Annotated in this window: 22 protein-coding genes; 9 read left to right on the forward strand and 13 right to left on the reverse strand. The window is 38.4% G+C overall.

The features are described 5' to 3' along the window. Positions 1-59 precede the first annotated feature (59 nt). From ACB088_RS03100 to ahcY, 3 genes are all read right to left on the reverse strand, one after another. Positions 60-782 carry a 16S rRNA (uracil(1498)-N(3))-methyltransferase gene (locus ACB088_RS03100; RefSeq protein ID WP_375037973.1) on the reverse strand — a complete coding sequence of 241 codons (723 nt, stop codon included), beginning with the start codon at positions 780-782 and terminating at the stop codon, positions 60-62. Between the two features lie 18 nt (positions 783-800). Then, positions 801-1,637 carry a methylenetetrahydrofolate reductase [NAD(P)H] gene (gene metF / locus ACB088_RS03105; RefSeq protein ID WP_045430027.1) on the reverse strand — a complete coding sequence of 279 codons (837 nt, stop codon included), beginning with the start codon at positions 1,635-1,637 and terminating at the stop codon, positions 801-803. Positions 1,638-1,711: 74 nt separating this feature from the next. Then, complete coding sequence (gene ahcY / locus ACB088_RS03110; protein WP_045125749.1) at positions 1,712-3,094, reverse strand: adenosylhomocysteinase; 1,383 nt, start codon at positions 3,092-3,094, stop codon at positions 1,712-1,714. 284 nt (positions 3,095-3,378) lie between these two features. On the opposite strand from ahcY, the gene ACB088_RS03115 reads away from it, so the two are divergent. Together ACB088_RS03115 and ACB088_RS03120 are read left to right on the forward strand one after the other, a co-directional pair. After that, entirely contained in the window at positions 3,379-4,206 is an 828-nt protein-coding gene (locus tag ACB088_RS03115) for a hypothetical protein (protein ID WP_375037974.1), read from the forward strand. Positions 4,207-4,335: 129 nt separating this feature from the next. Continuing rightward, complete coding sequence (locus ACB088_RS03120) at positions 4,336-4,872, forward strand: cysteine peptidase family C39 domain-containing protein (RefSeq protein ID WP_375037975.1); 537 nt, start codon at positions 4,336-4,338, stop codon at positions 4,870-4,872. Between the two features lie 37 nt (positions 4,873-4,909). Here the strand turns inward: ACB088_RS03120 and ACB088_RS03125 are convergent, their stop codons facing one another. The 3 genes from ACB088_RS03125 to lipA form a co-directional block, all read right to left on the reverse strand. Beyond that, positions 4,910-5,293 (reverse strand): carboxymuconolactone decarboxylase family protein, encoded by a 384-nt coding sequence (locus tag ACB088_RS03125; protein WP_003650604.1) that lies wholly within the window; start codon positions 5,291-5,293, stop codon positions 4,910-4,912. Between the two features lie 106 nt (positions 5,294-5,399). After that, positions 5,400-7,862 carry an acyl-CoA dehydrogenase gene (locus ACB088_RS03130; protein WP_375037976.1) on the reverse strand — a complete coding sequence of 821 codons (2,463 nt, stop codon included), beginning with the start codon at positions 7,860-7,862 and terminating at the stop codon, positions 5,400-5,402. A gap of 283 nt (positions 7,863-8,145) precedes the next feature. Next, complete coding sequence (gene lipA, locus ACB088_RS03135) at positions 8,146-9,159, reverse strand: lipoyl synthase (protein WP_003650609.1); 1,014 nt, start codon at positions 9,157-9,159, stop codon at positions 8,146-8,148. A 196-nt stretch (positions 9,160-9,355) separates the two neighbouring features. Here lipA and sthA point away from each other — a divergent pair, with 196 nt between their 5' ends. After that, positions 9,356-10,768, forward strand: a complete 1,413-nt coding sequence (sthA, locus tag ACB088_RS03140) for a Si-specific NAD(P)(+) transhydrogenase (RefSeq protein WP_003650611.1) — start codon at positions 9,356-9,358, stop codon at positions 10,766-10,768. Positions 10,769-11,011: 243 nt separating this feature from the next. Here the strand turns inward: sthA and ACB088_RS03145 are convergent, their stop codons facing one another. The 4 genes from ACB088_RS03145 to map all read right to left on the reverse strand — a co-directional run bounded on the left by ACB088_RS03145 (position 11,012) and on the right by map (position 16,271). Beyond that, positions 11,012-12,226 carry an MFS transporter gene (locus ACB088_RS03145; protein ID WP_375037977.1) on the reverse strand — a complete coding sequence of 405 codons (1,215 nt, stop codon included), beginning with the start codon at positions 12,224-12,226 and terminating at the stop codon, positions 11,012-11,014. Between the two features lie 178 nt (positions 12,227-12,404). After that, positions 12,405-13,751 carry an MFS transporter gene (locus tag ACB088_RS03150; RefSeq protein ID WP_092706286.1) on the reverse strand — a complete coding sequence of 449 codons (1,347 nt, stop codon included), beginning with the start codon at positions 13,749-13,751 and terminating at the stop codon, positions 12,405-12,407. Positions 13,752-14,166: 415 nt separating this feature from the next. Continuing rightward, entirely contained in the window at positions 14,167-15,240 is a 1,074-nt protein-coding gene (locus ACB088_RS03155; protein WP_375037978.1) for an OmpW family protein, read from the reverse strand. 206 nt (positions 15,241-15,446) lie between these two features. Beyond that, a complete protein-coding gene (gene map / locus ACB088_RS03160; RefSeq protein WP_375037979.1) occupies positions 15,447-16,271 on the reverse strand; it encodes a type I methionyl aminopeptidase in 825 nt (274 codons plus the stop codon). 210 nt (positions 16,272-16,481) lie between these two features. On the opposite strand from map, the gene rpsB reads away from it, so the two are divergent. From rpsB to ACB088_RS03190, 6 genes are all read left to right on the forward strand, one after another. Beyond that, positions 16,482-17,234, forward strand: a complete 753-nt coding sequence (rpsB, locus tag ACB088_RS03165) for a 30S ribosomal protein S2 (RefSeq protein WP_003650626.1) — start codon at positions 16,482-16,484, stop codon at positions 17,232-17,234. Positions 17,235-17,372: 138 nt separating this feature from the next. Further along, positions 17,373-18,248 carry a translation elongation factor Ts gene (tsf, locus tag ACB088_RS03170; protein WP_092706277.1) on the forward strand — a complete coding sequence of 292 codons (876 nt, stop codon included), beginning with the start codon at positions 17,373-17,375 and terminating at the stop codon, positions 18,246-18,248. 64 nt (positions 18,249-18,312) lie between these two features. After that, entirely contained in the window at positions 18,313-18,795 is a 483-nt protein-coding gene (locus ACB088_RS03175; RefSeq protein WP_375037980.1) for a DUF3465 domain-containing protein, read from the forward strand. A gap of 103 nt (positions 18,796-18,898) precedes the next feature. Next, positions 18,899-19,723: an AraC family transcriptional regulator gene (locus ACB088_RS03180; RefSeq protein WP_375037981.1), complete on the forward strand. Its 825-nt coding sequence runs from the start codon at positions 18,899-18,901 to the stop codon at positions 19,721-19,723. 93 nt (positions 19,724-19,816) lie between these two features. Further along, positions 19,817-20,533 carry an AzlC family ABC transporter permease gene (locus ACB088_RS03185; RefSeq protein WP_375037982.1) on the forward strand — a complete coding sequence of 239 codons (717 nt, stop codon included), beginning with the start codon at positions 19,817-19,819 and terminating at the stop codon, positions 20,531-20,533. 1 nt (position 20,534) lies between these two features. Further along, positions 20,535-20,852 carry an AzlD domain-containing protein gene (locus ACB088_RS03190; protein ID WP_375037983.1) on the forward strand — a complete coding sequence of 106 codons (318 nt, stop codon included), beginning with the start codon at positions 20,535-20,537 and terminating at the stop codon, positions 20,850-20,852. A 44-nt stretch (positions 20,853-20,896) separates the two neighbouring features. Here the strand turns inward: ACB088_RS03190 and ACB088_RS03195 are convergent, their stop codons facing one another. From ACB088_RS03195 to mltB, 3 genes are all read right to left on the reverse strand, one after another. After that, a complete protein-coding gene (locus tag ACB088_RS03195) occupies positions 20,897-21,346 on the reverse strand; it encodes a DUF962 domain-containing protein (protein ID WP_004643497.1) in 450 nt (149 codons plus the stop codon). A gap of 570 nt (positions 21,347-21,916) precedes the next feature. Then, entirely contained in the window at positions 21,917-22,528 is a 612-nt protein-coding gene (locus ACB088_RS03200; RefSeq protein WP_045430069.1) for a septal ring lytic transglycosylase RlpA family protein, read from the reverse strand. 289 nt (positions 22,529-22,817) lie between these two features. Next, entirely contained in the window at positions 22,818-23,819 is a 1,002-nt protein-coding gene (mltB, locus tag ACB088_RS03205) for a lytic murein transglycosylase B (RefSeq protein WP_375037984.1), read from the reverse strand. Positions 23,820-23,827 lie beyond the last annotated feature (8 nt).

Below are 23,827 nucleotides of genomic sequence, written 5' to 3' on the forward strand. Positions count from 1 at the left end.
TATTCATACAATAAAAGTAAATTAACTTTAAATAACGATTTAATCAATGTTCAATGAACTTAGCTGGATAAAAATCGATAATTTAAAATAGATAAGGCAACGACAGGCGCAGTTTCTGTACGTAATACACGGTCACCAATACACCAATTCATAAAACCAGCTTGATTGGCTTGAGTAATTTCATTTTCACTTAAACCGCCTTCTGGGCCAATCAATAAGGCAAGTTCAGGTTGGATGCCAGCTAATACATCTTTTTGTTCTTTTTCTGGTGCTAAAACAAATTTTGAAGCGGGAAGCTGCGTAGAGCTTAACCATTCGTTAATAGAAATAGGCGCTAATACTTCTGGAACTAGGTTTAATCCACATTGTTCACATGCTGCAATTGCAACTGCTTGCCAGTGATCTAATTTTTTTTGATCTCGGTCGTATTTTAAGCGCATTTCACAGCGGTCACTTGTAAGCAACTGAATTTGACTTACTCCAAGTTCAGTGGCTTTCTGAATGGCATAATCCATTCGGTCACCTTTACTCATGACCTGACCCAGAACAGCTTTAAATGGGGCGCTACGGTTAGTAGGGTTAAAATTTTCAATCGTGACAAATGCATTTTTTTTATTAATTTCGGTCAGTGTCGCGAGATATTCGCCACCTTGACCATTAAAGAGAGTAGCTTGTTCTTGTAATTGTGCACGTAAAACACGCACCCAATGATGAAATACTGTTTCTGTCAGTTGAATTGTTGAGCCAACTGTAAGTTCAGTTTCGATAAAAAAACGATTCATTGGGTACGCCTTACAAAATTAATTTAAACCAAGATCAACGACGAGTTGACGAGTTGGTTCGACTTGATTCATTGAATAGAAATGTAAGCTTGGTGCACCACCTGCGATCAAGCGTTCACATAGCTTCACAACAACTTCATGACCAAAAGCTTTAATACTCTCACTGTCATCGCCATAGGCTTGTAATTGCTTACGAATCCAGCGAGGAATTTCTGCACCAGTACCATCAGCAAAGCGAATTAAGTTGCTGGCATTGGTAATAGGCATGATGCCAGGAGCTACTGGAATATTAACGCCAGCTTTTTCTAAGCGCTCAATAAAATAAAAGTATGAGTCTGGATTAAAGAAGAATTGAGTAATTCCTGCATTAGCGCCTGCTTGTACTTTTTCAATAAAACGTTGGATATCTGAATCAAGGTTCTCAGCTTGAGGGTGCATTTCTGGATAAGCTGCAACTTCAATATGAAAATGATCACCTGAATGCTGACGAATGAAACGTACTAAATCTTGAGCATAAGGAAGTTCGCCAAGTCCGACTTGACCAGACGGTAAATCACCCCGTAAAGCGACAATACGGTTAATTCCTTGCGCTTTATAGAGGTCGAGTAGCTCAGCAATACGAGCTTTATCATCACCAATGCACGAAAGGTGAGGAGCAACTGGTGTACCTTTGCCGTTGAAATCGTCAATAGCAGCAAGAGTGCGTTCGCGAGTAGAACCACCAGCACCATAAGTAATCGAGAAGAAATCTGGATTTAATAGTTGTAATTCTTGATGAACAATACGAAGTTTTTCAGCACCGGCATCAGTTTTCGGTGGGAAAAATTCAAAAGAAATGGGTATACGTTTAGTCATGTCAAATCCTTGTAAACAGCGAAACAATATTTTTAGAAAAAAGGGCAGACGGTTCACCATCTGCCCTTAAGTTCTTAGTATTTGTAAGCGTCAGACTTGAATGGTCCCTCAACAGCAACACCTAAATAGCCAGCTTGCTCTTGAGTTAATTGAGTAAGTACACCACCGAAACCTGCAACCATTGCCGCAGCAACTTCTTCGTCAAGTTTCTTAGGAAGAACTTCTACACGAATTTTTGCAGCTTTTTCGTTTGCAGGAAGGTCAGCAAATTTCTCTTGGAATAAGTGAATTTGACCTAACACTTGGTTAGCAAAAGAACCGTCCATCACGCGTGATGGGTGACCAGTTGCATTACCTAGGTTTACAAGGCGACCTTCAGAAAGAAGGATAAGGTAGTTATTTTCGTCTTCAGAACGATAAACTTGGTGAACTTGTGGCTTAACTTCAACCCACTTGTAACCACGTAAATAAGCAGTATCAATTTCTGTGTCGAAGTGACCGATGTTACATACAACTGCACCAGCTTTTAAGCTATCTAACATTGCAGCATCACATACGTGGTAGTTACCAGTAGTAGTTACAACAAGGTCAGTGTTGCCAAGTAAGTCTTGGTTAATATCTTCTTTTTTACCTGTTTGTACGCCGTTTTTGTATGGAGATACAACTTCATAGCCGTCCATACATGCTTGCATTGCACAAATTGGGTCAACTTCAGTTACACGAACAATCATGCCTTCTTGACGTAAAGATTGAGCTGAACCTTTACCAACGTCACCATAACCGATCACAAGCGCACGACGACCAGACAAAAGCATGTCAGTTGCACGTTTGATTGCATCATTTAATGAGTGACGGCAACCATATTTGTTGTCGTTTTTAGACTTAGTAACAGAGTCATTTACGTTGATTGCAGGTACTTTCAAAGAACCGTCTTTCCACATTTCGATAAGACGTTGAACACCTGTTGTGGTTTCTTCGGTAATACCGTGAATGCGTTCTAAAAGAGCAGGGTATTTGTCATGAACAAGAGCAGTTAAGTCACCGCCATCATCCAAGATCATGTTGGCATCCCAAGGCTGACCATTAACATTAACTTGTTGTTCTAAACACCATACATATTCTTCTTCAGTTTCACCTTTCCAAGCGAAAACTGGAATACCACGAGCAGCAATTGCAGCAGCAGCATGGTCTTGAGTTGAGAAAATGTTACATGAAGTCCAACGAACTTCAGCACCTAATTCAATAAGCGTTTCAATAAGAACCGCTGTTTGAATGGTCATGTGGATACAACCAAGAATTTTTGCGCCAGCAAGTGGTTTAGATGCTGCATAACGTTTACGTAAACCAATTAGAGCTGGCATTTCTGCTTCAGCAAGTTTGATTTCTTTACGACCGTAATCAGCAAGTGAGATGTCAGCAACTTTATAATCTGTAAATGAAGCATTAACCGCGTTCATTACGATCTCCTTAATTAAAAATAAAAATTGATCATTATGTTCGCGGATGCCGTTGTTGATTAGAGGCTTATTCTTGAAGGCCAGTCTAACCGAATCGTCGAGCCTAGCGATTTCACATTTATGTACCTGTGAAAAAGTCGCAGCATCCCTCGACTGCGGAGTATTGTACTCACATTTTAGTTTTGTTCCAATGTAGATTGTATAAAAACGTATCAACCGTATTCAGCGGAACGGTGATGTCTTAAACTTGATTGGTGATAAAAATAAAGATGTGAAATAAGTGGATGAATGAAAAGTTGGATTCTTTAAAAGAAAATATAGTCGTTGTACTGGGTGTTTTTGCAGCAGTTTTCGGGCTTTTTTTGATGTTTTTCTATGGAGAAAATCTACGCATCGTGATCTATGCCATCGGATTTCATTTCACTATTTATTTGTTCATTCTTAGAAAATATATTTCAAGCCATCGGATTTTATTTCATATTATTTCAATCTTTACTTGTTATGTGCTTTTGCAAATCGTTTGGGGAGCTTCTCCTAAATTACAATTAAAAGAATTTGAATGGACGCATCCGCATTGGCAGCCTACTTATCAGGTTCAGCTCGTTGATTCAAAATCAAATGTTTATAGGCGTTCGAGAAGTGTCAGTTATGCTTATATGCGTGTGATTTATCAATATGAATATCAGGGGCAACATTATTCAGCGGAGCACAGTGATTTAGTACGCCAATATTCAATGTTATTGTCAGATGAACCCCCAGAACTACGCCAGCTCTCTGAATCTAAATTGAAACATCAATTTTTAAATGGTCAGGCTGTGGTATTGGTCAATCCAGCTAAACCGCAAGAATCCATGTTCTTTTATTCGCAACAATGGCTTGATATACGGGGTTCATGGCTTGCAAAGATTTTATGGGGTATACAGTTAGTATCTATCTTTATCTTATTGGCGATTTTGGGCTTAATTATAAAAAAAGTCATCAATCCAAAAAATAAAATTCAAACATGGTCAAAGCCGAAAAGGTATTTGTTTATAGCCATCTTCTTTATAGGAGGGTGGACGGTATTGTTTGTAAGCTGGATTTTATTTATGTATATCAAAAATGCACCATGACGATTCAAGAAATTAAATGCAAAAGAGTTTGTTGCATAAAGCTTTATAAATTGAAGCTTTGCTAATAAATCTTAATTTTAGAGATAGATTTATATATCATCCGCCTCATATCATCTTGAGAGTGAACCTATGGCTTTAGAGATTCCTGATTCATTGCAGAATCTAGAAGCAAACTGTGGCGTTTTTGCGGTTTGGATGGTACTTCAACATCATGGAGTACAAATTGATATTTCCGAGCTGATTCAAATTTGCCGATATGATGAAGACGGCACCTATACAATTGCCTTGGCTGTTGCTTTAAAGAAATTTGGGTTTGATGTGTCATTTTATTCGGATAAAGATCCAAATATTAGCCCAAGCGAACGTATGAGTTATAAAGAAGCAAATGTATTGAAAATACCAACGAGCCCAGCGTTGAGCTATCAGGATATTCAAGCTGCAATTCAAAACGGGAAAATGATCATAGTCTATTACGATACTTTAGAAGGTATCGGAAATCAGTCACTCATCTATTCTATTGACCAAAAAGAAATCTGCTTTTTTGATAGTTTTGAACCAATGTCAGCGGCAGTCTTTGAAAAGCAACGTCAAGTGGAAGGGATTTGTCGTCAGGCTATCGTGATTGATGATCGTAATTTTCAGATGCATTCAACCAAATTGAATTAGATAAAAAGAGCCAGTAGAGTGCTGGCTCATTTTAAAATTATTTTTGTTGATATTCTTGAATCACTTCTAAAGCCGCTCGAAAGGCTTCTTGAGTAGCAGGGGCACCGCAATATGGCAGACTATGCAATAACGTTTCTTGAATTTCTTCAACTGTACAACCATTGTTGAGAGCACCACGAACATGGCCTTTGAGTTCAGTTGGTGACTTAAGTGCAGTTAACATTGCCAAAGTAATTAATGAACGATATTTACGCGGTAGCACACCTTCACGCTGCCAAGTTGAACCCCATGCATGTTCATTAATCCAGTCTTGCAATGGCTGAGTAAATGGTACGGTATTCTCTTGGGCACGTTTTACAAAAGATTCTCCCATCACCTCTGTGCGAACTTTTAATCCATTTTCGTAATCTTGCTTAGACATTAATTTCTCCTAAAAATAAAAGCGTCGATTGACGCTTTTATGGCTGTTTATTAATTAATGCGAATCAAAAGTGATTGCAATAGTGAATTAGTGGAGGCATCAGTCACTAAATTTGATGAGGGTTCGATAAAGGAAGATCTTTATTTAAGTTTTCATCAAAAATATCTGTAAGCATGCTGTCGAATCGAATTGCGTTGTATTGCAATAATTGCTGAGCTTCGCTTTCAGAAATAAAACCTTCTTTTGTAGCGTTTTCGATATTCTCCTCGAAAGTAAGTCCTTTAAATTTGCCTTTAGATTCAGCTTTTTTAAACTTATCCCAAAGTGGTTCAAGGGTTCGTAAAATCTGGAATGCATGTTCTAAACGACCAGTCACATCATCGGCTTTGGTTGAATAAAATATGTGATGTTTGAGCTGCTCCCTGAAAGGATGTTCTTGCATCATGAGTTCAGCGACTTGCTGTTTTAACTCATCATCGGGTTTTGAAATTACACGACCAAAAGGGAAACAGATCCATTTCACAAATGCTGCGGGGAGCTTAGCTGGGAAGTTTTCAAATAAACCCCAAAATGCTTCCTGAATATTCAAGAAAGCTTTTTGCAGAGCTAATTTAGCGTGAAGTTGTTCAGCTTCAGTTTTTTGACCAGCTTCATAAAATTTTAAAATTGCAGTAGAAATAAAAAGATGGGCATGAATATCTGCCAAGCGTCCTGATAACATCTCTTTGCGTTTTAAGTCTCCTGCGAGTAAGCCAAGCGCCATATCTGCAACTAAAGCAAAGTTGGCACTAAAACGGTTAATCGTCTTATAGTAACTGGCAGTAAATTGATCTACTGACTGCGGAGCATCGCTTGAGCCACCTGTCCAACCATAAGCAAATGATTTTGCTCCGCGGTTAAAGGTATAGGCTAAATGTTTAAATAACAGGTCATCGAATTTTTTGACTGAAGTGCTTTTATCTTCAGATTGAAGTAGTTGCAACTCTTCAAAAAGATAAGGGTGACAACGCATTGATCCTTGACCAAAAATCATCAAAGAACGGGTTAAAATATTTGCGCCTTCGACTGTAATTGCAATTGGAATTGCTTGATAGGTGAGTGCAAGGAAGTTACGTGGCCCAAGTTGAATTGCGCGTCCTCCGGCAATGTCCATTCCGTGATTGACCACTTTGCGCATCGTTTCAGTTGCATAATATTTTGCCATCGCAGTCATCACGGCAGGTGTACCACCTTGATTTAGACCACATGTAACTAAATAACGGAATGCCTCAAGCATGTAGGCATCACTTGCAATTTCACTCGTCGCTTCTTGTACACCTTCAAATTTGCCAACAGAGATATTAAATTGCTGGCGAATTTTTGCAAAAGCACCAACGGTTAAATAGCTCATTTCACCGGCAGCGGTTGCTAGGGCTGGAAGTGAAATACCACGGCCAACTCCTAAGCATTCCATCAGCATTCGCCAGCCTTTACCGGCATTTTCTTGTCCACCAATAATCCAGTCAATTGGAATAAAAACATCTTCTCCTTCTACTGTTCCATTCATAAATGGAGAACCTGGAAAATGACGTGCTCCTATTTTTACCCCAGCATGACTTGCAGGAATTAATGCACAGGTAATACCGTATTCTGTTTTATTTTTATCGCCGAGTAGACCTTCTGGATCATAAAGTTTAAATGCGAGGCCGACAACTGTGGCAATCGGAGCAAGCGTAATCCAGCGTTTAGAAAAATTCATGCGTAGGCCAAGTACTTGAGCACCTTCATATTCGCCGTAACAAACTACGCCTGAATCTGGAATGGCGCCAGCGTCTGAACCCGCTTCTGGACTGGTTAAACCAAAGCACGGAATTTCTTCACCTTTGGCAAGACCGGGTAAATATTGTTGTTTTTGAGCATCGGTACCGTAATGCATGAGCAGCTCACCGGGTCCCAACGAATTTGGAACCATACAACTCACCGCGGTGGTGAGTGAGCGTGAAGCAATTTTGCTCATAATACGACTTTGTGCGAATGAGCTAAATTCTTTACCACCAAACGATTTCGGAATAATGAGGCCTAAAAAACCTTTATCTTTAATAAATTGCCAAACTTCAGGAGGAAGGTCTTTTAAGTGATGATGAATTTCCCATTCATTGAGCATGCTACAAAGTAGTTCAACTTCATTATCAATAAAACTTTGTTCTTCTTCTGACAAGGTTGGGTAGGGATACTTTTCAAATTGAGACCAATCAGGTGCTCCCATAAATAATTCTTTTTCCCACCAACTGGTACCAGCCTCTAAAGCCTCTTGTTCTGTGGTACTAATGCTCGGCATTGAATTCGCTAACGTCTTATAGGCTGGCTTGGTAATCAGGTTAAATCGTAATGGCTCAACTAAAATAATGATGCTGAGCGCAATAATTGGAATACCTAAAAGCAGAGACCATGGTGTTAGCAAGAACGCCGAAAGTATGGCAATAATAATGGCCACACCGCTACCAAGAACTTTATTTAAGTTAAAAAAGAAAATTGCCCATACTGCAATAAGCTGAATAATAATACTTAATATAAAGAGTAGGAAAATCATACTTGCTCCTTACTAGCTAAGCCCTCAAGTGGATGAAGTTACAAAAGCGAGGAGATATTTAAGGCTTAACTAGCTATTTTGTTGCTGTTTAAATTTGAGTTTTTATGTCGCAAATATTGATGTATATGCTAGAGCAGGGATATATCGTACTTTTAGGTATAAGATATTTTTGAGTGAAAGTGTAAGGGGTTATTTTATTGATTTGTCAAGAAATGTTATTGATTTTCTTATACAAATAAAAAAGCCCTCTAATACAGAGGGCCTTTTATAGATATTTAATTTATTAAGCTTCGACGACCTGAACAGCAATTTTCTTAGCAGGATCTACTTTACGACGAACTTCTGGTACTGGTTCGCCATGGTATTGACGATCAGCAAAGTAACTTGAACGAACCATTGGTGCAGACCAAATATTTCTAAAACCAAGTTTGCGGCCATGCTCTGCATAACGTTCAAACTCTTCTGGTGTTACAAAGCGGTCAATTGGTGCGTGTTGTTTAGAAGGCTGTAAATATTGACCAATAGTGACATAGTCAACATCGTGAGCGCGTAAGTCATCAAGTAATGCAATGACTTCTTCTTCAGTTTCACCAATACCCACCATCAAACCACATTTTGTTGGGATATCTGGGCAATATTCTTTAAACATTTTGAGTAAGGTTAAAGAATGTTGATAGTCTGAACCTGGACGCATTGCTTTATATAAGCGAGGTACAGTCTCAATGTTATGGTTAAATACGTCTGGCGGACATTCGGTCATAATGCGTAAAGCAATATCCATACGTCCACGGAAGTCAGGTACTAAAATCTCAAGCAATGTAGTTGGACTAAGCGCACGAGCTTCTTTAATACAGTCCACAAAGTGTTGTGCACCGCCGTCAAGCAAGTCATCACGGTCAACAGAAGTAATTACTGCGTACTTGAGTTTCAGATTGGAAATGGTTTCTGCCATGTGACGAGGTTCGTCAGCATCTAACGCATTTGGACGACCATGTGCAACATCACAGAAAGGGCAACGGCGTGTACAAATATCACCCATGATCATGAATGTTGCCGTACCGCCACCAAAACATTCTGGGAGGTTAGGACAAGCTGCTTCTTCACAAACGGTATGGAGTTTTTGAGCACGTAAAGTCGTTTTAATACGCTGAACTTCTTCTGGTGCCGTCATCTTGACACGAATCCAGTCAGGTTTACGCGGCACTTCAACCGTAGGTACAACTTTTACAGGAATTCTTGCGACTTTTTCTGCGCCACGAAGTTTTACACCCTGTTCAGGTTTACGGTGTTCTGACATATTTAACTTTTCCACTCGTTTATAGAGACATTGACATTGTATTATAGCGAAGTTCTTCAGTTAATAGCGGAAAATAACTATTCATATAATAAATGTGGTTATTCAGAAATATAGGGTTGAGAAATACATAAATTCACCGCATATTAGTCATAATCTATTATAAAATATGGTCATTCAAGAGAGGAAGGAGCTTTCAATGCCACGTAAAAAAGAGGTCGTTAGTGGGAATTTCGTTAAATACGATGCGGTAGTTCTCGGTTCTGGACCTGCAGGTGAAGGCGCGGCAATGAAGCTTGCAAAAGCGGGTAAGCGTGTTGCAATTGTAGATGTGCGTGATCAACTCGGTGGTAACTGTGCACATGTAGGAACCATTCCAAGTAAAGCATTACGTCAAACAGTTTCTAGTATCATTCGCTATCAACGTGATCCAATGTTTCAAAAAGTAGGTGAATGGAAACAGTTCACCATGAAACAGGTTTTGCGTAATGCACATAAAGTGATTCAACAACAGGTTGATACACATACACGCTTTTATGATCGTAACAAGATCGGTGTATTCCACGGACGTGCATATATTCAAGATAAAAATACAGTTTTAGTTTTCAGCCATGAAGGCATTAAAGAAACAATTATTTGTAAACAAGTTGTGATTGCGACAGGTAGTCGTCCATACCATCCGCAAGGTCTAGACTTTGACCATCCTCGTGTATTTGATTCAGATAAAATTCTTGATCTTGATTACTCAATTCAAAAAATCATTATTTACGGCGCAGGTGTTATTGGCTGTGAATATGCCTCAATCTTTATTGGTTTAGACCATAAAGTTGACTTGATTAATACTCAGCAAAAACTATTAAGCTATTTAGATGATGAAATTGCTGATGCTTTGTCTTATCACTTGCGTGAACAAGGTGTATTGATTCGTCACAATGAACAAATGGATCATCTTGAAACGTTTGATGACCATGTGGTTCTACATTTACAAAGTGGTAAAAAGATTAAAGCCGATGCCATTCTTTGGTGTAATGGCCGTTCAGGAAACACAGAAGGTTTAGGCCTTGAGAATGTTGGGTTAGTACCAAATAGCCGTGGTCAACTTTCAGTAAATGATCAGTACCAAACTGAAGTTGAAAATATCTATGCTGCTGGTGACGTGATTGGTTGGCCTTCATTAGCTTCGGCTGCTTATGACCAAGGGCGCTGTGCTGGCGCAAACATGAGTGGTGAAGATGCTAAACCAGTACGAGACATTCCAACGGGTATTTATACCATTCCGGAAATCTCATCAATTGGTAAAAATGAACAGGAATTAACGGAAGAAAAAATTCCGTATGAAGTGGGTCAAGCTTCTTTCCGTCATTTAGCTCGTGCACAAATTACGGGTGATACAGTGGGTGAGTTAAAGATTCTTTTCCACCGTGACACGATGGAAATTTTAGGTATTCACTGTTTTGGTAATAACGCTGCTGAAATTATCCACATTGGGCAAGCAGTTATGCACAGCCCAAACAATACCTTGAAATATTTTGTTGAAACGACATTTAACTATCCAACAATGGCTGAAGCATATCGCGTAGCTGCGCTCAATGGTATGAATCGCTTGTTTTAATTTTAAATAAGTTTTTAATAAAAAAGCCCGCAAATCTGTGGGCTTTTTTATTTGCATTAAATCATACGATTTTTATATTTTTATGACAGTTCTGATGAGTGATTTACGTGCTTTATATTTTAGTGGGCACAAAATGCTTGATTAAAATATTCAAATAAATCTGGTGTTTGTTTCCATAAAATTATAGAAAGTACCAAAAATGCAGCGATGATAAAAGCCATAATTGTTTTCAAAAGTAAGGCATTATGCGTCATGAATAACAGCCTCCTCATTAACAAAGAAGTGAACAATCACTCCTACTATACTTAAGGCTATAGAACATAGCCAAATCGCATTGTAATTACCTGTTAAATCATGGTTAACGCCGCCAAGCCATCCACCAAAGAAAGAACCGACTTGGTGGGTGAAAAACACAATACCACTCAGCATCGATAGATATTTTACCCCAAACATATTTGCCACAATGCCATTTGTGAGCGGAACTGTAGAGAGCCATAAAAGGCCCATAATTATGCCAAAAGCATATACCGTATAAGTGCTTAAAGGTAATAACAAAAAGGCAATGATCGCGATGCCACGGCTGCCATAAAGTGCCATTAATAATTTAGGTTTTGAGAAGCGATCTCCTAACCAACCAGCACCGTAAGTTCCCACTACGTTAAATAGGCCCACCAATGCCAGAAATACAGTGCCAGTAGCCGCGTCAAATCCATGGTCGATTAAATAGCCGGGTAAATGTACACCTAAGAAGACGACTTGGAATCCACAAACTAAAAAGCCTAAAGCTAACCACCAGAAGGGCTTATGTTTTCTGGCAATGTTAAGCACTTGTTTAAATGTGAGTTGAGGCTGAGCAATTGCTTTTGGTGTTTGATTGCTTGACCCTTTTAACATAAGCGCTAGCGGAATAATAAAAGCAATTAATAGTGCACTCACCATTAGGGCTGCTGACCATCCCACTGTTTTAAGTAAGAGCAGGGTGGATGGCAACATAATGAACTGACCGAAAGATCCGGCAGCACTAGCAATACCCATTGCCATGCTTCTTTTTTCTGGTGGAGCAGCTCGACCTACTGCACTGAGTAAAACCGTAAATGAGGTTGCTGATAAAGCTAAGCCAATAATTAGCCCCAGACTTAAATTTAAGATTAATACGCTTGAACTAAAAGCCATTAAGAGTAAGCCGAGGGTATAAAGTAGCCCACCAATAGCGACCACAATTTTACTACCATATTTGTCTGCGATGGCGCCGGTAAAAGGTTGAACGACTCCCCAGATCAGGTTTTGCATAGCAATGGCAAGACTAAAAACATGTTGCCCCCAACCAAATTCATGACTCATCGGTACTAGATAGAGTCCAAAACCATGTCTGACTCCTAGAGAAAGAGCTAGAATAATTGCACTGCCAATCAACATATAGATGAGGGGCTGAGAAAATTGATTGCCAGTTTTAGTCATGATTAATGGAAAATTATAATAATGTGATGATTTATTGTAGAAGATATATCGAGTAATATCGATATGTTTAGATAGAATATTTAAGACGAGCTAAAGAGTAAGTAAGGTTGTATTGCTTTGTGAAAAAAAGAAAAGAAGCAGAAATTATTTTGATCTCTGCTTCTTATAAACAATAAAATTAAGCTGCGGAATTGCGTTCGAGCAAAGCCTGTTCAAAAAGAACTTGTTCTTTTTCTTTATGTTCGGTAGTGAAGCGAATTAAAATTACGCTACAGCCTGCAACCATAACTAGACCTCCTAAAATAAACAGGCAAGTTTGTACATCAAGTAAACCTTTCAGTAAGAAACCTGCTGCGACAGCGCCAACGTTACCACCTGCACCAATAATTCCTGCAACGCCACCTAATGCATTACGGTCAATAAACGGAACAAGTGCATAAGTTGCACCACAAGCCATATGAGTAAACAGTGCAAAAATGGTCATAGAAATGATTGCGAGAGCAACACCATTCATTTGTGAGAAGAGTATTAAGAATAAACCTTCACCTAAGATCATGAGTACGAGCACTTTTGTACGACCATCTAATCCTTTTTTGAGCGCTACTTTATCGGAGATGATCCCGCCAAGTGCACGAGCAAATAATGCCAGCAAACCAAAGATTCCTGCAGTTAAACCAGCGGTTTTCAAATCCATTTTGAACTGATCAACATAATACATTGCTGCAACGTTATGGATGAAAATCTCAATACCGAAACTTGCGCCATATGCTAAAAATAAAATCCAGACACGATAGTTACGAGCGGCTTGCATTAAAATTGCTGTACCACCTTTTTTACCACTACCAACCTCAATACCTTGTGCGCGGACTTCTTTAAAGTTTCCTTGAGGACAATCTTGAGTTAATTTCCAGTAAAGGATGCCAACAATAACCATCATTACGCCAGGTACGATTAATGCCACGCGCCATCCCATGGCTTGCTCAACACCAAACATCACAATTGCACCGAGCAATAAAGGCATTAAGGCTTGCGTTGCACCACCGCCAGCATTTCCCCAGCCAGCTGCTGCAGCGTTTGCTGTACCTACAACGTTAGGAGCAAACATAATGCTTGTATGGTATTGCGTAATTACGAAGCTTGCGCCAATTGCGCCAATGAGTAAGCGAAAGAACAGAAAAGATTCATAACTATTGGCAGCAGCTACACCAAATACTGGAATACTGCCGACTAATAGGAGGATGGTGTACGTAATGCGTGGACCATATTTATCGCAGAGTGGTCCAACAATAAGCCGAACTAAAATTGTAATGGCAACAGCAGCAATATTAATATTGGCAATTTGGTCTTTTGTTAATCCAAACTCACCTTTAATAACGGGCATTAATGGTGCACACGCAAACCATGCGAAGAAACATACAAAGAAAGCGAGCCATGTCATGTGGAAGGCACGCATTGCTGGAGTTGAAAAACTGAATAATTTAATCTCAGTTGCTTTTTTTGCATCTAGATTTACATTTGAAGACATACGCCGTCCCCCTGAACTGAACGAAATTTAATTTGCATGGCAATAAGTTGCCTATCTGCAGACCGATCAGAGCGGACATCGTTGGCCGTCTTGGTTTATTCATTGAATCAGCGTTGATTCATTATGCTATGAATAAAGCAAAGGGCGTGCCAAAAAATGAATTTTACTAAAAAGGAAAAATTACTTTCTAATTTTATTAAGTTAGTTTGTGAAGATAAAAATAACTAAAAAAAGAAGATCGAAACGAGAGGAGGGTTATAAGAGTATAGGGAGTTAGTTTTATTTGTTGTGTTTATAAAAAATGCTCATTTTTTTAGCATTTTGATTTAAAAAGAAGCAATTTGTAGATGTTTATAGATTGAAAGAAAGCTATAAAAACGTGCATAAGTTTTTATAGCTTTATATAAAACAAAAGTTAGAAGCGGTAACCGATCCCTGCATAACCTAAAATCGGGTTAATTTCGATGTCCGCTTTTGCATTGATTAATTCACCATACTTGGCGTCGCTCACTGTAATGGTTGTATCTGTTTTTAAGTGAGCATAAGAGACAGAACCTACAGCGTACCATTTGTCATTAAAGTCATAGGTAAATCCTAAAGTTGCTACCGGAGCAATAGCATCCGATGCTTCAAGGTCAACTTTTGGATCACCAGAGCTAGTTTTTCTTTCCAAAGCTGCTCCTGCTTTCCCGTCTTTAATGTTTACAATCATATGGCCAGCATTGACTAAATCTTTCTCAATTTCTGGGTTCATTTCTAATTCGCTAAAATAGGCATACATCACACCTAGACCAACATAAGGTCTAAATTTATTTACGCCAGTTTTGCCAAAATGGTATTGAAACTCAAATGCTGGAGTCCAAGCGCGTGCTGAAGCGGCACTTCCATGTCCTTCAAGATCTGTAATGAAAAGATTATTGTTAAGCTCCATAGAACCAGCAATTCCTCCCGCTGGTGTAGCGGTAGCTGAAAAAGGAGCATAAATTTTACCTTTACCTTGTAAATCAACTTTAGGAGGAATACCTGCTTTTACTTCTAAGGAAATGTTGTCTGTAAAAAAGTAATTGCTCATGAGTCCTAAAGTCGTAACATCATCTGCCTCTAAGCCAGTATTATTGGCCTCCCATTGACTCAAACCTCGAACTTCAGCTGTTCCGCTTAACCAAGATGGAATTTCATCGGCACCTAATCCACCAAGAGTATCAATAAGTTTTTCAAGCACAATATTACTATTATCATCTGAAATATTGTCCTGAATGGTTTTGATTTTAATATCTCCAACCTTGGATTTCTCATTCTCTTTAACAGAAGTATTAATTCTGAAAGGTTGAGCTTTTCCTGTGGGCTTGACATATAAGGGACCAGCAGAGACTGAAAAACGTTTGAAGCCATCACCATCTTTTAAACTAAAATATGGAGAAGCGGCGGAGGTGACTGTTGGCAGAGCAAAAAAGGCAGCTGTCATACAAAATAATGACTTTTTCATCATAAAAGGACTCCATGTCCGGCATTTGTTTACTGATTTTTATTGAGCCAACCATACCGTGTTTTATAAAAATGATTGTTTATTAAAAATTAATAATTGTAATTTTTTTGAAATAATTGTTTATATTTAGCAATATTTATTAATTAAAAATACATAATAAATAATAAAAGACTACATAAAGTAGCCTTTTATTAAATGTAATTAAATGATTAGTTGAAGCGAGATAAGTCTTCTTCAGGGCGTGCAGTTAAAACTTCAATGCCCGTTTGAGTCACTAAAATAGTATGTTCATATTGAGCTGAAAGTTTATGGTCTTTCGTTACCACAGTCCATTTGTCGCCTAAGAGTTTAGTTTGCCATACGCCTGCATTTACCATTGGTTCAATGGTAAAAGTCATACCTGCTTCCAGACGCATACCTGTACCCGCTTGACCATAATGTAATACTTGAGGCTCATCATGGAACACAGTTCCAATACCGTGACCACAATATTCACGTACTACACTAAAACGCTCTGATTCGACATATTTTTGGATTGCATGGCCGATATCACCTAAATATGAACCATCTTTAACAGTTGCCATACCTCGATACATGGCTTCTTGAGCAACTTTACATAGACGGTTGGCTAAAATAGAAGTTTCGCCACCGACGATATACATCATATTGGTATCACCGTGATAGCCATCTTTAATAACAGTTACGTCAATATTAAGAATGTCACCATTTTTTAAGATTTTATTTTCAGAGGGAATACCATGACAGACAACATGGTTAACCGAAGTACAAATAGAGTGCTGAAAAGCAGGTCGCCCAGGAGCTCCACCATAGCCGACACAGGCAGGAATAGCATGCTGTACATTTTCAATGTGGTTACGGCAAATGGTATCAAGTTCAAGTGTATTTACACCTGCCTTAATATGGGGCTTGATCATCTCTAGAACTTCAGCCGCCAGTCGTCCTGCAATGCGCATTTTTTCAATTTCATCTGGAGTTTTAATTAATCGACGTGGAGCTGTATAAGTACTGTTCATGATCTCTAAAAACTTTTGGTAATTTACAAGTGTCTATGGTATAAATAGCCGCCCATTTTATCAAATGCTTTTCGTGAATATCTTTTACGAACAATTTTGATAGATGGGGTAAAAAATCCGCACATATATCGTCACATTACTCTGGGTGCCTGTAAAAGGGTGGAGAATGCGGATATATGGAGGCCTAACCCAAAATTTAAGGTAAAGAAAATGGCAGATTACAACGTAAGCATGCGCGACCTTCTTCAAGCAGGCGCGCACTTTGGTCACCAAACTCGTTTCTGGAACCCAAAAATGCGTCAATACATTTTTGGCGCGCGCAACAAAATTCACATCATCAACCTTGAGCACACAGTTCCTGCGTTAAATGATGCTTTGAACTTCGCTAACCAATTAGCAAGCAAAAAGAACAAAGTTTTGTTCGTTGGTACAAAACGTGCTGCTTCTAACATCATCCGTGAACAAGCACAACGTGCGGGTCAACCATATGTTGATCACCGCTGGTTAGGTGGTATGTTGACGAACTGGAAAACTCTTCGCCAATCTATCAACCGTTTAAAAGATCTTCAAACTCAATCTCAAGATGGTACTTTTGCTAAGCTTACTAAACGTGAAGCTTTAGAGCGTACTCGTGAGATGGAAAAACTTGAACGTGCTTTAGGCGGCGTTAAAAACATGGGTGGTTTACCTGACGCATTATTCGTAATTGACGTAGATCACGAATCAATTGCGATTAAAGAAGCTAAAAACCTTGGTATTCCAGTAATCGGTATCGTTGATACAAACTCTAACCCAGACAACGTAGACTACGTTATTCCTGGTAATGACGATGCAATCCGTGCGGTTACACTTTATGCTTCTGCTATGGCTGATGCGATTCTTGCTGGTAAAGAATATGCTCAATCACAAGCAAATGCACAAGCTAAAGGCGAAGAAGCTGCTAAAGAAGCTCCAGAGGCTTAATGCGTTTTGACGCAGGCTTGTCATTTTTGCGACATGTAATGGTGGCAAATTAAGCGTCGAGAGTGCAAACGGCCCAGAGTTTCTTTGGGCCGTTTTTGTTGAAAAGATTTATTTTTCTACCGTATTTAGGAGAACAACATGACTGCAGTTACTGCGAGCATGGTAAAAGAATTACGTGACCGTACTGGTCTTGCAATGATGGAATGCAAAAAAGCATTAACAGAATCTAATGGTGATGTTGAATTAGCGATTGATAACCTTCGTAAATCAGGTCAAGCAAAAGCTGCTAAAAAAGCGGGCAACATTGCTGCTGACGGTGCAATCACTATCGTTCAAGAAGGCAACAAAGCAATTCTAGTTGAAGTTAACTGTCAAACTGACTTCGTTGCTAAAGACGAAAACTTCTCTAACTTCTCAAAAGCTGTTGCTACTGCTGCTTTAGCTGCTGGCGAAACTGATGCTGCTAAAATCGCTGAATTAAAATTAGCAGACGGTCAAACAGTTGAAGAAGCTCGTATTGCACTTGTTCAAAAAATCGGTGAAAACATCCAAGTTCGTCGCGCGAAAATCGTTGAAGGCGAAAACTTGGCTATCTACAAACACGGTTTAAAAATCGGTGTTGTAGTTTCTTATACTGGTGATGCTGATACTGGTAAAGGTATTGCAATGCACGTTGCTGCATTCAACCCAGTAGCTGTAAATGCTGAAGCTGTTCCTGCTGACCTTATCGCTAAAGAAAAAGAAATTGCTGAAGCGAAAGCGTTAGAATCTGGTAAGCCAGCTAACATCGTTGAGAAAATGGTAACTGGTTCAGTTGATAAATATTTGAACGAAGTTGCTCTTGATCGTCAAATGTATGTAATCGACAACGACAAAAAAGTTGCTGATGTATTAAAAGCAACTGGTACTACTGTTGCTAACTTCGTACGTTTTGAAGTTGGTGAAGGTATTGAGAAAAAAGCAGAACTTAGCTTCGCTGAAGAAGTTGCTGCTGCTCAAGCTGCTGCGAAGTAATTCGTATCACAATAAAAAAAGCCCCATTGGGGCTTTTTTTATCTCAGTTAAATAAGGGTATACAATGATAAATAAAAAGAATCTTAGTATTGGCGGTGTCATTATTTTATTGATTGCTGCATATTTTGGTCTGGATTTATCTGGACATAAGCAAAATCAATCATCATCAACTATACCCGCAGCTCAGCATACTGAAACTACATTACCAAGTAATGGAGTCGACAACATAAAAGCTGCTCATGAGCAGAGACAAAGTAATGTTCAAGTGAAGGGAAGTGGTCGAGTAAAAGCAATTTTAAGAGATGATAATGATGGGTCGAAACACCAGAAATTTATTCTTGTTTTAAAAAATGGCCTTTCAATTTTAGTCGCACATAATATCGATTTAGCACCTAAAATTCCTAATTTAAAAAAAGGTGACGTGGTAGAGTTTTATGGCGAATATGAATACAACCCTAAAGGTGGTGTATTGCACTGGACACATCGTGATCCACAAAGTCGTCATGAAAGCGGTTGGCTCAAACATGATGGGCAAATCTATCAATAAAGCCGAATAAATGAATAAAGAGATTGTTTTTATAGAGCAATTTTATTCTATTCAGTTTCTTAAAACATGCTATGGTTTTTTATTGAATGGATGAGACGTATTTATGCAGCGGGAGCAAGCCGATTATCTGCATGTGCGAGAGCTGGGCGGTTTAGAGTTATTAAAAGCACATTATCACCAAACGCAATTTTCGAAGCATACTCATGAAGGGTATTGTATTGGCGTGATTGAAGAGGGCGCACAGTCTTTTTTTAGGACAGGCCAGCTACATGTAGCTCCTAAAGGCGATATTATTTTAGTAAATGCTGACGAGATTCATACGGGTTCATCTGCTGTTGAGTCGGGTTGGCGATATCGGGCGATTTATCCCACACCTGAAATGTTGGCAGAAGTTAGTCAAGATTTTTTTGAAAATTCACGTGGGGCGCCGTGGTTTCCTCAAGCTGTGATTCGTGACCTAGGTTTAGCTCAACAACTTTGTTTACTCTTTGATTTATTAGAACAAAAAGATAATTTCTTACTCAAAGAAACAATGTATTTATCGACTTTAGCCTGTCTAATGAAGCGACATGGTAAATCAAATCACACTTTTTGTGAGTTGCCAGAGGCATATTTCAAAATATTAAGAGTTAAAGAGTTACTGGTAGAAATGCCTGAAACGAATTTTTCTTTGCAAGATCTGGCTGACATGGTGGGCTTGAGCGCATGGCATTTCTTAAGACAATTTAAAAAATATGTGGGCTTGCCACCTCATGCTTGGCTTGTTCAAGCGCGCTTACAAAAAGCAAGACAATTATTAAAACAGGGTGACCAAATTGCAATGGTGGCACAGCAGTGTGGCTTTTCTGATCAAAGCCATTTTAATCGCCACTTTAAAAAAGCAATGGGAGTGACGCCAACTCAATATGTAGCTAGTCTAAATAACTAAATTATTAAAAATTTATTTACAGCAATTTTATTCAATATAAGTCGGCTTTCATCAAGCATGTTATAGAGATGCTTCTTATATTGGATTCTATATATGAATATTCAGCTTAATCAGTCGGTTGAGTTTCCAAAAAATAAGCCATCCTATCTTTTTTTGCGCGGTGCAATGGATATTTTACCGTTGTCAATTTCTGTTATTCCATGGGCAATTTTAGCAGGCTCTATGGCAATTCATGCAGGTTTATCTTTCTATAAGGCGCTTGCGATGTCAGGAATTGTCTTTGCTGGTGCAGCGCAATTAGTTAGCTTAAGCATGGTAATGGAAGGTGCATCCACTTTTACAATTTATGTGACGATTTTCTTTTTAACAGCTCAGCATTTTATTTATGCATTAACTTTAAGAAAGGACATTTCTATTTTGCCTCTTTCGAAACGATTAAGTTTGGGGTTTTTATTAACAGATGAATTATTTGCGGTGTGTGCATCCGGTGAAAAAAGGCAGCCAGAATATCTGTTGGGTGCAGGCCTATCTTTTTATTTATTCTGGGTAGTGTTTAGCTTGGTAGGAATACTTTTAGCAACAGTGATTCCTGATTTATTAAATTATCATTTAGATTTTTCAATTGTGGCTATTTTTGTTGCCATGATCGTACCGTTATGTAAGGGGTTGCCTGTACTTGCTGGTGTACTAATGACTTGTTTTAGCGGTTTTTTCTTTAAATTTTATCAGGTTGAAGGGGCGATTTTACTTTCAGGATTACTAGGGATGTTGGTTGCTGTGTTAACTGAAAAAATAGAGAAGGAGCGATAATATGTCTTGGTTCATGATTTTAGGCTTCGCAGCAATCGTCTTTTTTAATCGTTATTATTTTTTAGAGCCTAACGTTAAAATTAAACTGCCTCTTATTATGAATAAGATGCTTAATTATTCTGCTCCCTGTTTATTAACAGCGATTTGTATTCCGGTTGTTTTTTTTGATGGCGATAATTTAAAAGGAATTTTAGATAATTCTTATATTTATGCAGCAATCTTTTGTATTGTAATTTCCATTTATCTAAAAAGAGTACTTTTAAGTGTTATCGCTAGTTTAGTTTTTTTCTATTTTATAAATTTTCTAATAAATCAGTAAAATGTAAAAAGCTGAATCGAGATGATCCAGCTTTAATTTAATCATTAGGAAAGAGCGTGTTTTTGTCTGCTTTTCCATTTAGGTAAGATTTTTCCTAAATAGGCATCCATGCACCAAACTGGTCCAATCAGTAGAAATTGTAAATCTTTAAAGAAAGATGGCTTTTTGCCCTCGATTTTATGGCCATAAAACTGTCCGACCCAAGCAACTACAAAAATAGCGATATAAAATCCTACTCCTACAGGTAGGGTGTAAATGAGCCACGCCATAACCACCAGTAAAGCAGCCATTGCAACAGCAAGTACAAGATCTAAACGTGCATAAAATACGAGAGTCAGTACAAGTAATAGAGCTGTGAGTAAAGCGCTGAAATGGGCAATGATTCCAATAATAGAAAATAAAATGGCAGGAACGCAGAGCCAGTGAATTTGTTTGTTGGTTGGGTTTTGATGGCTTTCGCTATATTCATCAAACCATTCTGTAATGGATTTCATTAATGGCACACTCCTTGTTTTAGCTTTGATTTATTTTTTCTGAGTATATTTTATCCTGTTCTTAAGGTGGGCGACAAGAAACTGGTATTATTCAACTATAGGAACTTGGCAATAAAGATTTAAAAAGAACACGAGAAAAACGTAATGCCTGGGTGATAGAAAAAGTACTCAATGTAACCTTGAGAATGATGCAATATTTCAGAATATTTTTTATAGGTTGCTAGATGATGAAATCATCAAAAAAAGTATAATTTTGAGATAGGTGGGAAAATTGCATGAAAAAGCTCTACTTATCTACTCTAAAAACGCCATAATTAGCCTTGATTTTATAAAAATGGTACTGGGGTAGCGGAAATTTAATAAAGTCGCTCTAAGCGCAATTTAGAAGCAAAATAAGCTTGGATAAGATAAACGTACTTTTTTGTGTAAAAAATATTCAAATTTAAGGGTGGAGAAGGGCTAAAAAAGATAATTTTTTTAACCTAAGTTGGAAATTATTTTTATAGTTTAATACATAAAAAAGCCGCAGAAAAAATTGCGGCTTTTTACATGAACTCTAGAGGCTATAACTTATGAAGTTGGACCATCAACACGTTCAATATTTACTTTTGCAGTTCCAGCATTGGTAATGCCAAGACGTTTAGCTGCACCGTATGATAGGTCAAGTACACGATTGCCATGGAAAGGACCACGGTCATTTACTTTTACAACCACACTTTTACCATTGTCTTTATTCGTTACTCGGATGTAACAGTTCAATGGTAGGCTACGGTGAGCAGCAGTGAGAGCATTCATATCGAATGTTTCACCATTTGCTGTTTTACGGCCATGGAATTGACGACCATACCATGAAGCCATGCCAGTTTGGCTAAACTTACGAACAGTGTTTGAAGCTACTGTGTTAAGTTTTTCAATCACTGAAGGCTCATCTTCAGGGATTTCAATTTTTGCTGCGATCGCTTGACGACGAATTTGGTCGCCAGAACGTTCAGTGATTGAAAGACTGTTAATGTTAGAAAAACGAGAATTAAAATTTTGAGTATCTTTACTCAATACACGAGCTGCTAAATTAGAGCCATCTACATCATTATTTAATGATGATGATTGCACCATTTCAGCGTGCAATGGGGCCATACTTAAACTAGCCGTCAGTGCAAGAACGTATTTCAGCGATAACTGCATTTGTATAAACTCCTGAGAACATGTACTTTTTTCTTTCAGCGATTGACTGAAATTTAAAGTGAACATGTCTGATTATTCACTTTTGCAATTGCTACATTGGGGTGGATAATATTCATCGCTTACGGAGAGTGTCTAGTCTTTAACGAGAAATCGTTACAAAAAGGGCAAAAACTTACAGTTCTGGGTTAAAAAATAATCAAAAGTGTAACAAAATATTAAATTTGTGCGTATTGTGACCTATTTAACAAAAATATTTATTGACTTTTACATAACTCATAAAAAAGCTAGCCTATCGGCTAGCCACTTCAGTGCCTAATAACCATACAGCAGTCGCATACATACGGCTCTTATTATAGGTCGTAATCACTTGAAAATTCGGGTAAGTTAAATAGTAAATCGGACCATTATAGTCTTGTAATTGAATAACATTTACCATATCCAGATCATCAATTTTAACTAAAGGATTTAATGGTGAGATGCCTAGCGTCTTTAATGCACCATATGGAAAAGGCTGAGTTAAATCTTTAGCAATAATACTTTCCGGATTTGATCCCGTGTAACGCGCCATAAACCCGATAGGTTGATCGCGTTGCCATCCTTGTTTTGCTAAGTAGTTTGCGATTGAACCAATTGCATCTTCTGCAGAGTTTCTTAAGTCGATATGCCCATTACCGTCATAATCGACACCATATTTACTAATATTGCTCGGCATAAACTGTGGATAGCCAATTGCACCTGCGTAGGAACCTACAATACTATTTGTTGGGTAACCTTCTTTATAAGTCCATGCAATAAGAGCAGCTAACTCATCGCCAAAATATTCAGCACGGCGAGGGTAGCCAAAAGCAAGTGTGGCTAAGGCATCACGTGTAATAAAAGAACCTTTATTCGCGCCATAACCTGTTTCAACACCTAAAATGCCCAAAATGACAGCTTGAGGTACACCATATTGTTGTTCAGCGCGGTTTAAAGCATCTGCATATTGGTTTTTAAAACGGACGCCACGTTGAATTGTCCCTTCAACCAAAAACATAGAACGATAGTCATACCAAGGTTTGCTTTCCCCTGGACGAGTCATAATATTTAGAATGTTTGGTAAATTTTTTGCACCACTCATGGCTGCATCAACTTGATCGCCACTTAATCCATAAGCGCTCATGGTTTTTTGTTTAAAATTTACATAGTCAGGATGTGTTGCAAAATCGTTGGCCTGAGCGAAGTGACTTGTACTGATTAAACCAGTACACAAAGCGAGCATTTTTAAAGTTTTATTTAAGTGTTGAGACAACATATCGTTTT

The organism is Acinetobacter sp. RW6 (assembly GCF_041956835.1).
Lineage (GTDB): Bacteria > Pseudomonadota > Gammaproteobacteria > Pseudomonadales > Moraxellaceae > Acinetobacter > Acinetobacter calcoaceticus.

Excerpts from the sequence above, each read along its gene's own strand:
- ACB088_RS03100 (WP_375037973.1), bottom strand. The coding sequence starts at position 782 with ATGAATCGTTTTTTTATCGAAACTGAACTTACAGTTGGCTCAACAATT.
- metF (WP_045430027.1), bottom strand. The coding sequence starts at position 1,637 with ATGACTAAACGTATACCCATTTCTTTTGAATTTTTCCCACCGAAAACT.
- ahcY (WP_045125749.1), bottom strand. The coding sequence starts at position 3,094 with ATGAACGCGGTTAATGCTTCATTTACAGATTATAAAGTTGCTGACATC.
- ACB088_RS03115 (WP_375037974.1), top strand. The coding sequence starts at position 3,379 with ATGAATGAAAAGTTGGATTCTTTAAAAGAAAATATAGTCGTTGTACTG.
- ACB088_RS03120 (WP_375037975.1), top strand. The coding sequence starts at position 4,336 with ATGGCTTTAGAGATTCCTGATTCATTGCAGAATCTAGAAGCAAACTGT.
- ACB088_RS03125 (WP_003650604.1), bottom strand. The coding sequence starts at position 5,293 with ATGTCTAAGCAAGATTACGAAAATGGATTAAAAGTTCGCACAGAGGTG.
- ACB088_RS03130 (WP_375037976.1), bottom strand. The coding sequence starts at position 7,862 with ATGATTTTCCTACTCTTTATATTAAGTATTATTATTCAGCTTATTGCA.
- lipA (WP_003650609.1), bottom strand. The coding sequence starts at position 9,159 with ATGTCAGAACACCGTAAACCTGAACAGGGTGTAAAACTTCGTGGCGCA.
- sthA (WP_003650611.1), top strand. The coding sequence starts at position 9,356 with ATGCCACGTAAAAAAGAGGTCGTTAGTGGGAATTTCGTTAAATACGAT.
- ACB088_RS03145 (WP_375037977.1), bottom strand. The coding sequence starts at position 12,226 with ATGACTAAAACTGGCAATCAATTTTCTCAGCCCCTCATCTATATGTTG.
- ACB088_RS03150 (WP_092706286.1), bottom strand. The coding sequence starts at position 13,751 with ATGTCTTCAAATGTAAATCTAGATGCAAAAAAAGCAACTGAGATTAAA.
- ACB088_RS03155 (WP_375037978.1), bottom strand. The coding sequence starts at position 15,240 with ATGATGAAAAAGTCATTATTTTGTATGACAGCTGCCTTTTTTGCTCTG.
- map (WP_375037979.1), bottom strand. The coding sequence starts at position 16,271 with ATGAACAGTACTTATACAGCTCCACGTCGATTAATTAAAACTCCAGAT.
- rpsB (WP_003650626.1), top strand. The coding sequence starts at position 16,482 with ATGGCAGATTACAACGTAAGCATGCGCGACCTTCTTCAAGCAGGCGCG.
- tsf (WP_092706277.1), top strand. The coding sequence starts at position 17,373 with ATGACTGCAGTTACTGCGAGCATGGTAAAAGAATTACGTGACCGTACT.
- ACB088_RS03175 (WP_375037980.1), top strand. The coding sequence starts at position 18,313 with ATGATAAATAAAAAGAATCTTAGTATTGGCGGTGTCATTATTTTATTG.
- ACB088_RS03180 (WP_375037981.1), top strand. The coding sequence starts at position 18,899 with ATGCAGCGGGAGCAAGCCGATTATCTGCATGTGCGAGAGCTGGGCGGT.
- ACB088_RS03185 (WP_375037982.1), top strand. The coding sequence starts at position 19,817 with ATGAATATTCAGCTTAATCAGTCGGTTGAGTTTCCAAAAAATAAGCCA.
- ACB088_RS03190 (WP_375037983.1), top strand. The coding sequence starts at position 20,535 with ATGTCTTGGTTCATGATTTTAGGCTTCGCAGCAATCGTCTTTTTTAAT.
- ACB088_RS03195 (WP_004643497.1), bottom strand. The coding sequence starts at position 21,346 with ATGAAATCCATTACAGAATGGTTTGATGAATATAGCGAAAGCCATCAA.
- ACB088_RS03200 (WP_045430069.1), bottom strand. The coding sequence starts at position 22,528 with ATGCAGTTATCGCTGAAATACGTTCTTGCACTGACGGCTAGTTTAAGT.
- mltB (WP_375037984.1), bottom strand. The coding sequence starts at position 23,819 with ATGTTGTCTCAACACTTAAATAAAACTTTAAAAATGCTCGCTTTGTGT.